13 protein-coding genes are annotated in these 13,448 nt (G+C 56.8%); 2 read left to right on the forward strand and 11 right to left on the reverse strand.

Annotated features, from left to right (window positions below):
• Position 1: 1 nt before the first annotated feature.
• The 11 genes from ACT3XD_RS06015 to ffh form a co-directional block, all read right to left on the reverse strand.
• Positions 2 to 619, reverse strand: a complete 618-nt coding sequence (locus tag ACT3XD_RS06015; RefSeq protein ID WP_192538722.1) for a YitT family protein — start codon at positions 617 to 619, stop codon at positions 2 to 4.
• 54 nt (positions 620 to 673) lie between these two features.
• Positions 674 to 2,485 (reverse strand): single-stranded-DNA-specific exonuclease RecJ, encoded by a 1,812-nt coding sequence (locus tag ACT3XD_RS06020; RefSeq protein ID WP_225736227.1) that lies wholly within the window; start codon positions 2,483 to 2,485, stop codon positions 674 to 676.
• Positions 2,486 to 2,491: 6 nt separating this feature from the next.
• The gene (gene thrC, locus ACT3XD_RS06025; protein WP_192538724.1) at positions 2,492 to 3,880 is read right to left on the reverse strand and encodes a threonine synthase; all 1,389 of its coding nucleotides are present in this window, start codon (positions 3,878 to 3,880) and stop codon (positions 2,492 to 2,494) included.
• 6 nt (positions 3,881 to 3,886) lie between these two features.
• Complete coding sequence (locus tag ACT3XD_RS06030; RefSeq protein ID WP_192538725.1) at positions 3,887 to 5,203, reverse strand: homoserine dehydrogenase; 1,317 nt, start codon at positions 5,201 to 5,203, stop codon at positions 3,887 to 3,889.
• Positions 5,204 to 5,345: 142 nt separating this feature from the next.
• Entirely contained in the window at positions 5,346 to 6,137 is a 792-nt protein-coding gene (locus ACT3XD_RS06035) for a DsbC family protein (protein ID WP_192538726.1), read from the reverse strand.
• Positions 6,112 to 6,993: a site-specific tyrosine recombinase XerD gene (xerD, locus tag ACT3XD_RS06040; RefSeq protein WP_192538727.1), complete on the reverse strand. Its 882-nt coding sequence runs from the start codon at positions 6,991 to 6,993 to the stop codon at positions 6,112 to 6,114. The genes ACT3XD_RS06035 and xerD overlap by 26 nt, the downstream gene beginning before the upstream one ends.
• Positions 6,994 to 7,129: 136 nt before the next feature.
• A complete protein-coding gene (gene rplS / locus ACT3XD_RS06045) occupies positions 7,130 to 7,486 on the reverse strand; it encodes a 50S ribosomal protein L19 (RefSeq protein WP_192538728.1) in 357 nt (118 codons plus the stop codon).
• 191 nt (positions 7,487 to 7,677) lie between these two features.
• A complete protein-coding gene (trmD, locus tag ACT3XD_RS06050) occupies positions 7,678 to 8,439 on the reverse strand; it encodes a tRNA (guanosine(37)-N1)-methyltransferase TrmD (protein ID WP_192538752.1) in 762 nt (253 codons plus the stop codon).
• A gap of 62 nt (positions 8,440 to 8,501) precedes the next feature.
• Positions 8,502 to 9,047 carry a ribosome maturation factor RimM gene (gene rimM / locus ACT3XD_RS06055; RefSeq protein ID WP_018918319.1) on the reverse strand — a complete coding sequence of 182 codons (546 nt, stop codon included), beginning with the start codon at positions 9,045 to 9,047 and terminating at the stop codon, positions 8,502 to 8,504.
• A 45-nt stretch (positions 9,048 to 9,092) separates the two neighbouring features.
• Complete coding sequence (gene rpsP, locus ACT3XD_RS06060) at positions 9,093 to 9,341, reverse strand: 30S ribosomal protein S16 (RefSeq protein WP_009724081.1); 249 nt, start codon at positions 9,339 to 9,341, stop codon at positions 9,093 to 9,095.
• A gap of 297 nt (positions 9,342 to 9,638) precedes the next feature.
• Positions 9,639 to 11,051 carry a signal recognition particle protein gene (ffh, locus tag ACT3XD_RS06065; RefSeq protein WP_192538729.1) on the reverse strand — a complete coding sequence of 471 codons (1,413 nt, stop codon included), beginning with the start codon at positions 11,049 to 11,051 and terminating at the stop codon, positions 9,639 to 9,641.
• A 211-nt stretch (positions 11,052 to 11,262) separates the two neighbouring features.
• Here ffh and ACT3XD_RS06070 point away from each other — a divergent pair, with 211 nt between their 5' ends.
• Positions 11,263 to 12,060 (forward strand): cytochrome C assembly family protein, encoded by a 798-nt coding sequence (locus ACT3XD_RS06070; RefSeq protein WP_018918327.1) that lies wholly within the window; start codon positions 11,263 to 11,265, stop codon positions 12,058 to 12,060.
• A gap of 87 nt (positions 12,061 to 12,147) precedes the next feature.
• Positions 12,148 to 13,428 (forward strand): HlyC/CorC family transporter, encoded by a 1,281-nt coding sequence (locus ACT3XD_RS06075; protein ID WP_192538730.1) that lies wholly within the window; start codon positions 12,148 to 12,150, stop codon positions 13,426 to 13,428.
• Positions 13,429 to 13,448: the final 20 nt, after the last annotated feature.

Consider the following 13,448-nt stretch of genomic DNA (forward strand, 5'->3'; position numbering starts at 1 on the left):
TTCAACTCACGCCGATATACCGCCCCGGCTTATGGTTCAGGGCGATGATCAAGTTCAGTGTCAGCGCCCCCAGCACCGAGTAGCCAACGCGGTCTAACGGTAGCTGGGTAAGCGCCACCAGCAAAATCACCCCGTCGATGCCTAGCTGCACATAGCCCGCTCTCAGGCCGTGGCGGTCCTGCAGGTAGAGCGCCAGAATGTTAATGCCGCCAAGGCTTGTACGGTGGCGAAACAGCATCAGCATGCCAATGCCCATCAATGCCCCGCCCATGAGTGCCGCGTAGAGCGAAGGCACGCTTTCAAACTGCACCCAGCCCTGGGTTAATTCAGAAAATAGCGATACCAGGCCAATGGCGATAAACGTGCGCAGCGTAAAGCTCCACCCCATACGCTTGATCGCCAGGTAGTAAAACGGCAGGTTGATGGCAAAAAACCACAGCCCAAACCCCCACTGCGTCACGTAATTAAGCAGCAGCGCCAAGCCCGCAGTGCTGCCCGTTAGCAGCACCGCTTGGGTATAAAAAGTAACGCCGAGTGCCACGAAAAACGTGCCCAGCAGCATCGCCATCACATCCTCATATAGGCGGTGCGGGTCGTTGGGTAAATCTTCCATGCGCATTAAAACGCCCTTATGAAGTGTGACGGAGTGATGAACCGGGGTGATGTACGAGTTTTAAACTGTGCTGGCGTGTTCAACCATCAACTGCAACGACTCCCGGCCCCGCCAGCGGTTACGGTTAAGCTTGTAAGCGCAGTGCAGCGTATCGCCGATGGCGAACGCGGGCAGCTCGCCTGGAGTCAGGGCGCGAAACCAGATCGCTTTGCAGGTGATGGCGCCCATGGAGAGTTCGAGCATCAAGTGCGCGCCATCAGCACCCACCGGGCGAAGCGCCTCGACGATAAAACGCCCTTCAAAGAGCGGTGCGTCAAATTCACGCCCATAGGGGCCCAGAGCGTCAATTTCTTCAAGCGTTGCCAGCGAAAGCTGCGCGGTGGAAAGCTCGCCGTCCGTCCATAGCCTGGGATAGAGCGAACGCCCCTCCAGCTGTTCCGCCACGGCCTTGAGAAACGCTTGTTTAAACACGTCCAAGTATTCGCGAGGGACACCCACTCCGGCAGCACCGCTGTGCCCACCAAAGCGTGGTAGCGCCTCTGGGGCCAGTTCAAAGGTACGCTGCAGCGCATCGCGCAAGTGCAAACCATCGATTGAGCGCCCGGAGCCGGTGAGCATATTGGGCGCCGCCGCCTGTGTCAGCACCAGCGCAGGGCGCCCGTAAGACTGCACCAGCCGGGAGGCCACAATGCCTTGAACGCCGGGGTGACCATCTTCCAGAAATACCACCACGGCAGGCTCATCGGCGATCAACGCACTGGCGGCCAGCGCCCGCGCCTCTTCGGCCATATCCGCCTCAATCGCCTTACGCGACTGGTTATCCTGGTCCAGCACTTCGAGCTGACGGTTAGCGACGGCGTCGCTTTCGGCCAGCATGAAATGCAGTGCGGCGTAAGGGTCATCCAACCGCGAGCGCGCATTGATCCGCGGGCCCATCTGAAAAGCCAGGGTTTCGGCATTGAACGGCACGCTATCTGCGCCCAGACGTGCGGCCATGGCGCGCCAGCAGGCGGCGTCCATGTGGTTGATCAGGGTTAACCCGTAGCTCACTACGGCGCGGTTAGCCGGGCTTCCACCCAGCGACACACAGTCCGCCACGGTGCCCAGCGCCACATAGGAGAGCCAGGGCGAAAGCTTGGGCGTAGCGCTGGGCAGTGCGCCCCACTCCACCAATACGCCACGCGCCAACGACATCAACAGCCACGCCACCATGCACCCGGCGATGGTTTTATCCGGGTAGGCGCAGTCCGGGCGGGTCGGATTCACGCAGGCGTAGGCCGACGCGGGCGGGCCTTCCAACGGCAGCGCGTGGTGATCACTGACCACTACGTCAATGCCTGCCGCTTTGAGTCGCGCGATACGTGGCTCGTCGCTACTTCCGCAGTCGGCAGTAATCACCAGGGTCGGGAATGGCTTGAGCGCCAGCGTGCGCTCAACCAACGGCAAGCTGATGCCGTAGCCATCGTGAATACGGTGGCCAATCAGGCTGTGCAGTTTGTGCTCGGGCACACCAAACAGCTCAACCAGCGTGCGGCGAATGACGACGTGAGAGGTAATCCCATCCACATCGTAATCGGTCAGAATCCCGATGGATTCACCCTCCGCAACAGCCTGAGCAATACGTTCGGCGGCACGGCGCCCATCGGCAAGCTTTTCCGGGTGAGCCAGATAGCGCAGGCTGGGCGTTACCAGCGGAGCAAGCTCGCCCTGATAGCCGGGCAGCCGTGAGGCCAGAAGGCGCGCCTGAAGCTCGCTCAAGCCTTGTGCCTGGGCACGGGCGTAGACAGCCTCGTCCAGTGGACGAGGCTCCAGCTTTAGCTGCGTAGTGTGCTGAGGCGTAACGGGCTGATTGGCATCTGGCAAAGCAGTCATCATGCGTTAACGGCGGTTATCCGCAACAAACTGCTGTACGGCGCTCAGCTCAGCAGGCAGTACCGTGTAGCGCTCTTCACGCTCCAGTAGATCATCCATATGCGTGGGCAGGGGTACGCCCTGGAAGCCTGCTTTTACCACCGCTTCAGCAAACTTGGCCGGATGCGCGGTGGCAAGCGTTATCATCGGCGTTGATTGATCAGCGCGGACACGTTCAGCAGCGCGGTAGCCCGTGGCGGTATGCGGGTCGAGCATTTCGCCGGTACGGTGATGCGCTTCGCGAATGACTTCCAGAATGGTGTCATCGTCCACACTAAAGCTTGAGAACTTCTCACGCAGCTTGGCAAGTGGCGCATCGGCAAGCGCGGTGGGCTCTTGCTGAAAGCGCTCCAGCAGTGCCGCCACGGCCATGCCATCACGGTCGTAGGCATCAAACAGAAGACGCTCGAAGTTCGACGACACCACGATATCCATGGAAGGCGCGAGCGTTGCCTCAAGCTCCTTCTTGGAGAAGTCGTTGGCGGCAAGCGTGCGGTGCAGAATGTCGTTGGAGTTGGTGGCGATGATGAACTGCTTGACCGGCAGCCCCATCTTGTACGCCATGTAGCCCGCAAACACGTTGCCGAAGTTGGCCGACGGCACGCAGAAGCTGACGTCGCGATGCGGAGCACCCAGCGCGACACCTGATGCAACGTAGTAAACGATTTGCGCCATGATGCGCGCCCAGTTGATCGAATTGACCGCCACCAGGCGCGTGCCGTTCAGGAAGTCCTGATTGGCAAAGCTTGCCTTGACCATGGCCTGAGCATCGTCAAAGTTGCCTTCAATGGCCACGTTGAACACGTTGTTGGCCAGTACTGACGTCATCTGACGGCGCTGCACTTCAGACACCCGCTTGTGCGGATGCAGAATGAAGATATCCAGATTGTCGCAGTGGCGACAGCCTTCGATGGCGGCTGACCCGGTATCGCCCGAGGTGGCACCCATGATTACCGCGCGCTCGCCACGCTTTTTCAAAAAGTGATCAAGCAGGCGGCCCAAAAGCTGTAGCGCGACGTCTTTAAACGCCAGCGTCGGGCCATGGAACTGCTCAAGCAGAAAGTGATTGGCGTCGAGCTGCTTGAGCGGCACCACCGCATCGTGGGTGAAGGTGGCGTACGCTTCGGTCACGATGGTGCGGAAAGTGTCGTCGTCGATCTCGCCGTTCACAAACGGCTTCATAACGCGAAAGGCAATCTCAGCGTAAGAGAGCCCGGCCATATCGGCCAGCGCTTCTTTCGAGAGAGAGGGCAGCTCTTCCGGCACGTAAAGGCCACCGTCGCTGGCCATACCGGTTAGTACGACTTCTTCAAACGAGAGCGCGGGCGCCTGCCCACGCGTACTGATATAGCGCATAGTGGGTTACTCCCCTTCGCTCAGGCTTTCCACGCGGATGCGTGTCACTGGCCCGGCGATATCGGCCATCGCTTCGATTTCGCGGATCGCTTCGTTCATCTGCTTCTCTTTAGTACGATGCGTCAGCAGAATAATCGGCACCAGCTCGCCTTCGGTCGCCTCTTTCTGGATCAGCGCCTCGATCGAGATGCCTTGTTCGGCAAGGATAGTGGCTACGCGCGCCAACACGCCGGGACGATCCACCGCCAGCAGGCGCAGGTAATACGCCGTGATGATGTCTTCCATAGGCATAATTGGCAGCTGGCTGACGTCTTCGTCAATACCGCTGAATGCCAGATACGGCACGCGGTAGTGATGGTCAGTGGAGATATCGCGAGCTACGTCAAGCAGATCGGCAACCACGGCAGAAGCTGTTGGTTCAGCACCCGCACCGGCACCGTAATAAAGCGTAGGACCGACCGCGTCGCCCATGATAGCGATGGCGTTTTTGACGCCGTGCACGTTGGCCAGCAAACGCTCTTTGGGGATCAGCGTGGGGTGAACGCGCAGCTCAAGCCCCTGATCGGTGCGTTTGGAAATACCCAGGTGCTTGATGACGTAGCCCAGGTTATCGGCCTGCTCAACATCTTCAGCAGTAATCCGTGAAATGCCTTCAGTGAAGGCTTTCTCGAACTGAAGCGGCACGCCATAGGCAATCGAGGCCAGAATGGTCAGCTTGTGCGCCGCATCGATACCTTCCACGTCAAACGTGGGGTCGGCCTCGGCGTAACCCAGTGCCTGCGCTTCGGCAAGCACGTCTTCAAAGGCCCGGCCTTCGTCGCGCATATGGGTCAAAATAAAGTTGCCGGTACCGTTAATGATACCTGCCACCCACTCGATACGGTTGGCACCCAGGCCTTCGCGCAGCGATTTGATCACAGGGATACCGCCTGCAACGGCGGCTTCAAAGGCCACAATAACGCCCTTTTCATGGGCGGCCTTGAAGATTTCGTTACCGTGAACGGCAATCAACGCCTTGTTGGCCGTCACTACGTGCTTGCCGTTGGCAATCGCGGTCAACACCAGCTCGCGGGCCATGTCGTAGCCGCCGATCAATTCGACCAGCACATCAACGTTAGGGTTATTAGCCACCTCGAAAACATCGGTGGTTGTGTTAATACCGGTAATATCGCAGTCAGGATGGATACTGCGATGAGCCACCTGCTCAATAACAATAGGGCGGCCTGCACGGCGTGCAATATCATCAGCGTTGCGCGTCAACACATTGAACGTGCCGCCACCAACCGTGCCTAGCCCACAAATGCCTACTCTTACCGGTTTCAAAATACATCCCCTTTCGTATAGGGCGCATAAAGCGCCCGGTCTTAAATCAGTGTCTCAGCGTCATCGTGATATAAACGACGATTCTATTTAGATAAAACTTACTTGGATAGAACTTACCTGGATAGAACTTACTTAAATAGGCTTACGCGTCGCCCAAGCCTAACATGGCAGCAAGCCTTTCTGGCGGTACAAAACCAGGTACCAGCTGACCGTTAGGCAGAATAATCGCTGGCGTGCCCTGAATACCAAGCGACATGCCTAACTCATACTGCTCGGCGACCGGATTATCACAGTCAGACGGGCCAGTTAGCGCTTGGCGCTGCTGAGCACGGGTCATGGCTTCGCTTGAATTACTCGCACACCAAGCCTGTTGTAGCGAGGTCGCCGCTGCGCTACCCATTCCCGCACGCGGGAAGGCCATATAGTGTACCGCAATACCGCGCTCATTAAGCTCAGGCACAGTTTCGTGCAGACGCTCGCAATACGGGCAGGTCGGGTCAGTAAACACCACGACGGTTGCTTTGGGCTCGTCCACACCGCGAAACACGATGCGCTCGGACTCAGGCACAGATGCCAAGGCAGCTACGCGATCCTGATTTTTGGCCTGCTCGGTTAAATTGACCAGACCCGTTTCTGCATTTTCGAATAGATCGCCGACTAAAAAGTGGCTGCCCTCGGCGTTGGAATAAAACGATTCACCGCTTTCCAGAAGCACATGGTAAATGCCTTCTATCGGGGTTGCGGTTACCTGCTCAACCGGCATCTGCTGGCCGTTAACGCTGAGTGATTCGCGCAAGTGGTCGGTGGCAGCATCAGCGTGGGCAGCGATAGGCAAAACACTTGCCATGGCGAGTGTGAATAATGCAGAGCGTAAAGAGGGAGTAACCGTACGTTGGCGCATTCTTTCTTCAACCTCGCGGATGATGTTCAGCATGAAGATTTTCCAAGCGAGCCTGGGCAACATGCGTATAAATTTGAGTCGTGGATAAATCGCTGTGGCCTAACAGCAGCTGTACGACCCGTAAATTGGCCCCATGATTCAATAAATGTGTCGCAAAAGCATGGCGCAATGTGTGTGGCGACAGCGGACGAGTAATTCCGGCTGTGATCGAATGGACCTTTATGCGATGCCAAAAGGTCTGCCGGGTCATGGCTTTATCGCCTCGCCCCGGAAACAGCGCAGACTTTGTCGGGTCACTCATTAGCGCAGGCCTGGCCGTTTTCATATAGTGCGCAAGCCAGTCGATGGCCTCTTCACCCATAGGCACCAGGCGATCCTTATCCCCTTTACCCCGCACACGCACTACGCCCTGGCGCAGGTTCACCGCGTCTCCGGTTAACGACACAAGCTCCGATACACGCAATCCGCAGGCATATAGCAATTCCAACATGGTTCGATCACGCACGCCAAGCGGGGTTTCGATATCTGGCGCCATCAGCAGGCGCTCGACCTCCGCCTCTTCCAGCGTATTGGGCAACCCGGGAAGAACGCGTGGTAATTTCACTTCAGCCAGCGGGTCGCTCGCCACATGGCCGTGCAGGCGCGCCCAGCGATAAAAACTTCTAAGACTCGATAACAGCCGGGCGTTACTGCGCAGCTGATAACCCTGCTCCCGGCGGGCGTCGAGCCATACGGGAAGCTGCTGAAGGCCGGGGGATAATATATCGTCGCCTTGCGCCACCAGATAATTCTGCCACGCGGTTAAGTCGCGCCGATAAGCGGCTAACGTATGATCGCTGGCACCTTGCTCTAACCAGAGGGCATCCAAAAAGGCATCAATGACGCTCATACGTTAACGGCCCCTGAGTGATACGGGTACATAAACAAAACCCCGTCCCGCAAAGCGGTGACGGGGTCCTGGTATCTGGGCACAACGCATGCTCAAGACGTACGTCAAGAACAGGGCACGCCCGAGAAAGCGGCGTTTACGCCAGCTTTTCTTTGATACGTGCTGACTTACCGCTACGCTCACGCAGGTAGTACAGCTTGGCTTGACGCACGTCACCACGACGCTTGACTTCAAGAGAGTCAACCAGCGGGCTGTAGGTCTGGAAGGTACGCTCAACGCCAACACCGTGAGAAATTTTACGTACGGTGAAAGCGGAGTTCAGGCCACGGTTACGCTTAGCGATAACCACACCTTCAAACGCCTGCAGACGCTCGCGGGTGCCTTCCTTTACTTTTACCTGAACGACAATGGTGTCGCCCGGTGCAAAAGAAGGAAGCTCTTTGCCCATCTGCTCGTTTTCGATCGCCTGGATCACCTTGTTCTTGCTGCTCATCTTCATGCTCCTAAATAACGGAATGATTTGCCACGCAGTTGTGGAAGGGGCAAATCGTGATCCCGGCGCTCGAAACGAGCTTCGCGGGAGTCGTTATGGGTGACGCAGGTACGTAGGCTTGCAGTCAATAGATAAACGACGCGCCCTTGCCGTCCTGCACCGCCGCTCTGCACTATGTAGTTGAAAATAACCTACCTGGCGGACAGAGCGTGTTCCTCGATAAACTCGTTCAGCAACTTATGCTGCTCGGCATTAAGCTCGCGCCCCTTTAATAAATCGGGACGACGCTGCCATGTGCGGCCTAAAGACTGCTTTAAGCGCCAGCGCTTGATGGCTGCATGATTACCGCTTAGCAGCACATCCGGCACGGTCTTCCCGTCGATGATTTCTGGACGGGTATAGTGCGGGCAGTCTAGCAGACCGTCATTAAACGAGTCTTCGACAGCGGAATCCTGATGCCCCAAAACACCGGGAATCAGCCTTGCCGCTGCGTCAATCAGCACCATGGCGGGCAGCTCACCGCCGCTCAACACATAGTCGCCAATCGACCATTCTTCATCAATGTCACTTTCTACCACACGCTCATCAATGCCTTCATAGCGCCCTGCTACCACCACGAGGGGGCCTGCAGCGGCTAACGCCTGAGCACCTTTTTGATCCAGCTTGCGCCCCTGGGGCGAAAGATAAATCACGGTAGGCTCCAGGCCAGTGGCTTGATGTGCCCGCTCGCGGGCATCGTGAATAGCGCCACGGAGTGTATCGACTTTCATCAACATACCCGGGCCACCGCCATAAGGACGGTCATCCACACTGCGATGGCGATCGGTGGCGTAATCCCGCGGATTCCAGAACTCCAGGGCAATACGTTGCTTCTCAATCGCTCGACCTACTACGCCCTGCTGGGTGAGTGCATCGAACATTTCGGGAAACAACGACACCACACCGATCCACATTGCGGGCGTATCCAGGTTACTGCCAGAGCCTGGTGCTTGCGCATCACAGGTCATGTCACTACTCAAAAGTCAGCATCCCAGTTAACGACCATACGGTCATCTTCCAGGCTGATTTCGACAATCACATCATCAGGCAGAAACGGTATCAACCGCTCGCGTTTGTCGATCGCGTCGTCATCGCCGCGAACCACCATGACATCGTTGGCGCCGGTTTCAAACAGATAGCTTATCCGTCCCAACCGCTCGCCGGCTTGAGTGAAAACAGCCAGGCCTTCAAGCTCATGCCAGTAATACTCATCGGCGGAAAGCTCAGGCAGTGCATCTTTAGGCAGCAAGATATCCGTCTGCGCCAGTGCTTCAGCGGCATTGCGGTCATCCACGCCCTTAAGCTGCACAACAAGGCCTTTACCTTGCCGACGTCCCTGAACAATGGCCATTCGCGTCAGGGTTTCCCCTTTGCGCACCCACCATTCGGGGTAATCCAAAATGCTGTCCATGGGGCTAGTGTATGAATACACCTTGAGCCAGCCTTGCACCCCGTGAGGGCTAGTCAGCTTGCCTAACACCACATGCGTGTCGTCAGTATGGCTTGTTTCAAAACGCGTCATCGACGACCTCAACGTACAGCAGTCCAGATTCTACCGTGAACAGACTTATGCCTGTTTACGCGCTTCTTTAACCAGCTCAGCAACACGACCAGACAGCTGGGCGCCTTGGCTCTGCCAGTGAGTCACACGCTCTAGATCAACGCGCAGACGCTCTTCCTGACCACGGGCAACCGGGTTGAAGAAGCCGATACGCTCGATGAAACGGCCGTCACGGGCGTTACGCGAGTCGGTAACAGTCAGGTGGTAAAAGGGACGCTTCTTGGCGCCACCACGTGCCAAACGAATGGTAACCATACGATAACTATCCTTCGGTTGAGGTTACGAGAGTGGAAAATAGCGCAAACCGCCACCAGAACACTCATCATACTGTTTTCTTGATACGCCGCTCACTCAAAGATAAGTGTCTGCTTTGTATCATTTTAAGGCCTTCACGACCGGATGTTACGGCAATGCTTGCGCATATTTTGCCAACACCCACGCATGAAGAGGCCGCATTCTACGCAAATGCGCCCGGATTGGAAAGCCTGACAGCCAGAAAACTCACAGGCCGTCAACCTTACCAACATCGCCGCAGCGCCTAAACTAATGTGCTTAGCGCCAGGGTAGGCCACCGGGACCACCCATACCGCCCATTCCACCCGGGCCGCCGGGACCACCACCGCCGCCCATCATGCCAGACATGCCGCGCATCATCTTCTGCATTCCGCCTTTCTTGCCCGCTTTCTTCATCATCTTCTGCATCTGCTTATGTTGCTTGAGCAGACGGTTCAGATCCGGCACCTGCAGGCCAGCACCCGCCGCGATCCGGCGCTTGCGCGAGCCATTGATCAGATCCGGCGTGCGGCGCTCTTTGGGGGTCATGGAGTTGATCAGCGCTTCAAGCTTACCCAGCTCCTTTTCAGGACCGGGACCTTGGGCCATTTCCGCCATTTGCCCCATGCCGGGCAGCTTGCCCAGAAGACCACCCATGCCGCCCATCTTTTTGAGCTGCTGGAGCTGGTCACGGAAGTCTTCCAGATCAAAGCCATCGCCTTTTTTGACCTTGCTGGCAAGCTTGGCGGCTTTGTCTTTATCGACCGTGCGCTCGGCTTCCTCGATCAGCGACAGCATGTCGCCCATACCGAGGATGCGTGATGCAACACGATCCGGGTGGAAAGGCTCAAGGGCGTCGACTTTCTCGCCCACCCCCATAAACTTGATGGGTTTGCCGGTAATATGGCGCACGGACAGCGCCGCACCACCACGCGCATCACCGTCGGCCTTGGTGAGAATCACCCCGGTTAGCGGCAGCGCATCGTGGAACGCTTTTGCGGTATTAACCGCATCCTGGCCGGTCATCGCATCGACGACAAACAGCGTCTCTTGCGGTGAGATCGCCTTATGCAACGCCTGGATTTCCGCCATCATGGCTTCATCAATCGCCAAACGACCGGCGGTATCCACCAGCACCACATCGTGGAACTGGATTTTGGCGTGCTTGATCGCCGCTTCGGCAATATCAACCGGCTTCTGGTCAGAGCGTGACGGGAAGAAGTCGACTTCAACCTCTTTGGCCAGCGTCTCCAACTGATCAATGGCCGCCGGACGATAGACGTCGGCCGAGACTACAAGAACCTTTTTCTTCTCGCGCTCGCGCAGGTAGCGGGCCAGTTTGGCAACCGAGGTAGTTTTACCCGCCCCCTGCAAACCGGCCATCAGCACGACCGCCGGGGAGCCTTTCAGGGTCAGGCCTTCATTGGCCTCGCCCATAATAGCTTCCAGCTCCTGCTGGACGATTTTGACGAACTGCTGGCCCGGTGACAGGCTTTTGGACACTTCCTGGCCAACCGCCCGCTCGCGCACACGCTCGATAAAGGCTTTGACGACCGGCAGCGCCACGTCAGCTTCGAGCAGCGCTTTGCGTACTTCGCGCAGGGTGTCTTTAATATTGTCGTCGGTCAGGCGTGCCTGACCTTTGATCGACTTCAACGTCTGGGAAAGACGCTCACTGAGATTCTGGAACATGGGGCCTCTCTGCCTCCGTCGCTGTCGCCGGGCACCTACGGCCCTAGACTGATGTACATGGATTATACGCGCTCATGCCCTGAGTCTCCATGGCTGTCAGCGCCGACTAACGATGGCTGTGCGATACGGTTTCGATTGGTTATAGTAGTCAGTACACTTTAGTTCGACTGTTTTTCACTGCAACGCGCGAAACGCGCGCACGGATAGCATCATGCAGGCGCTGCCTCTCGCCACGATCGCTTTTGTATTTTATGTCGCCGCTGCTATCTGGCAGGGCATGACTCTTTTTCGCCGCGTACCGCCCCGCCAGGGTATGGTGCGCCTTCTCGGTGCCTTGGGGCTACTCCTGCACATTCCGGTGGTCGTGCAGCTTGTGAATCAGGCGCCCGGTTTACTGCCGGGGTTCACCACCAGCGCGACGCTATTTATGGCCGTCGCGGTTAACGTGCTGCTGATAGCCAGCCTTTTCAAGCCGGTCCTTAACGTCAGCATTGTTTTATTTCCGCTCGCCGGTGTCGCGCTGATTACCGCTACTTGGCTCCCCAGCCACGGCAGCCATGCAGGCCTCACACCGGGCATCCTGCTACATGCTATTAGCTCGGCACTGGCCTTTGCCATGCTGGCCATTGCGGCAGTGCAGGCGATACTCGTCGGCCTGCAGAATCAGGCGCTGCGCCATCATCATATTCGCGGTATCGTGCAGTCACTTCCGCCATTAACCACCATGGAGCGCGTGCTGTTTGAGCTGGTGTGGGCAGGTATTTTGCTGCTTACCCTCTCCATCATTAGCGGCTTTATCTTTTTAGATAATATTTTTGCCCAGCACTTATTACATAAAACCGTATTATCGTTGGGGGCGTGGATAATCTTTACCACACTACTTATTGGCCGCTATCGTTTTGGCTGGCGAGGCATGCGTGCGGTACGCTGGACGCTGGGTGGCTGTACGCTATTGGTACTGGCCTACTTTGGCAGCAAGTTTGTACTTGAAATACTGCTTAATCGCTAGGCAGACTTAGGCGGCCATGGTTATCTTGACACACCATCCCCTACCTTCTACAAATCGAGCCTAATACGTCATAAAGGAACTTTCGACTTGAGCGACGACTTCCCTCTGGGGTTACTGTTCGGCCTACTAGGCTTACTGATAGTACTGTCTGCCTTCTTCTCCAGCTCTGAAACCGGCATGATGTCGATCAACCGCTACCGCCTGAGCCATCAGGCCAACAGCGGTGACCGGCGCGCCAAACGGGTCATGCGCCTGCTTACCCGGCCCGACCGCCTCATCGGCGTCATTCTGATTGGTAATAACTTCGTCAATAACCTGGCGGCGTCCATTGCCACTATTATTGCCATCCATTTCTTCGGCGACGTCTCGGGCCCGGCGATTTCTACCGCGCTTTTAACCATTACCATTTTGATTTTTGCCGAAGTCACGCCCAAGACCTACGCGGCGATCAAGCCTGAACGCATTGCCTACCCAACCTCAATGGCGCTAGAGCCGCTGCTAAAGCTGCTGTACCCTCTGGTGTGGCTGGTCAACATGATCTCCAACGGGTTGCTGCGAATACTCGGCGTGAAAAGCGTGGAGAACGGTGGTGACAGCCTGACCCGCGATGAGCTGCGCACCGTGGTGCATGAAGCGGGCACGCTGATTCCTTACCGTCACCGCGCCATGCTGCTGTCGATTCTGGATCTTGAGAACGTCACGGTAAACGACATCATGGTGCCGCGCCACGAGGTGCTGGGGATCGATTTAGACGACTCGCTGGAAGATATTCTGACTCAGATTCGCACCAGCCAGCATACCCGCCTGCCGGTTTATAAAGGCGATATCAATAACATCATCGGCATGCTGCACTTACGCAATGCCGCGCGGTTTTTATCGCGCAGCGAAGTCACCAAAGCAGCGATCGTGCAAGAAGCCCGCGAACCCTACTTTATTCCCGAATCCACTCCGCTACATACCCAGCTGCTTAACTTCCAAAAGCAGAAACGCCGCATTGGTGTGGTGGTAGACGAGTATGGCGATGTCGAAGGGCTAGTCACCCTTGAAGATATTCTGGAAGAGATTGTGGGCGAGTTCACCACGGATGTATCTGAAGACGAAGAGATTCATCAGCAGGATGATGGCAGTCATGTAATTGAAGGCACGGCCAATATCCGTGAAATCAACAAGATGCTTGGCTGGCACTTGCCAACCGATGGCCCCAAGACATTGAACGGACTGATATTGGAACACCTGGAGGCGTTTCCAGAAGGCCCTGCCAGCCTACAGATTGGCAATACCCGCATGGAAATCCTGGAGATTCGCGACAATTTGATTACATCGGCCCGCTGCTGGCAAAAAGTTCGCCTGCCCCGGCGTGGCGGATAGCGTTTGGAAAAGAAAAGATA

The sequence above is a fragment of the Halomonas sp. AOP7-B1-5 genome (genome assembly GCF_052353045.1).
GTDB classification, from domain to species: domain Bacteria; phylum Pseudomonadota; class Gammaproteobacteria; order Pseudomonadales; family Halomonadaceae; genus Vreelandella; species Vreelandella colorata.

What these genes read in the sequence shown, in the direction of transcription:
- xerD (WP_192538727.1), bottom strand. Translation starts at nt 6,993, where the DNA reads ATGAGCGTCATTGATGCCTTTTTGGATGCCCTCTGGTTAGAGCAAGGT.
- ACT3XD_RS06015 (WP_192538722.1), bottom strand. Translation starts at nt 619, where the DNA reads ATGCGCATGGAAGATTTACCCAACGACCCGCACCGCCTATATGAGGAT.
- trmD (WP_192538752.1), bottom strand. Translation starts at nt 8,439, where the DNA reads ATGTGGATCGGTGTGGTGTCGTTGTTTCCCGAAATGTTCGATGCACTC.
- rimM (WP_018918319.1), bottom strand. Translation starts at nt 9,047, where the DNA reads ATGACGCGTTTTGAAACAAGCCATACTGACGACACGCATGTGGTGTTA.
- rplS (WP_192538728.1), bottom strand. Translation starts at nt 7,486, where the DNA reads ATGAGCAGCAAGAACAAGGTGATCCAGGCGATCGAAAACGAGCAGATG.
- rpsP (WP_009724081.1), bottom strand. Translation starts at nt 9,341, where the DNA reads ATGGTTACCATTCGTTTGGCACGTGGTGGCGCCAAGAAGCGTCCCTTT.
- ACT3XD_RS06035 (WP_192538726.1), bottom strand. Translation starts at nt 6,137, where the DNA reads ATGCTGAACATCATCCGCGAGGTTGAAGAAAGAATGCGCCAACGTACG.
- ACT3XD_RS06070 (WP_018918327.1), top strand. Translation starts at nt 11,263, where the DNA reads ATGCAGGCGCTGCCTCTCGCCACGATCGCTTTTGTATTTTATGTCGCC.
- ffh (WP_192538729.1), bottom strand. Translation starts at nt 11,051, where the DNA reads ATGTTCCAGAATCTCAGTGAGCGTCTTTCCCAGACGTTGAAGTCGATC.
- ACT3XD_RS06020 (WP_225736227.1), bottom strand. Translation starts at nt 2,485, where the DNA reads ATGACTGCTTTGCCAGATGCCAATCAGCCCGTTACGCCTCAGCACACT.
- thrC (WP_192538724.1), bottom strand. Translation starts at nt 3,880, where the DNA reads ATGCGCTATATCAGTACGCGTGGGCAGGCGCCCGCGCTCTCGTTTGAA.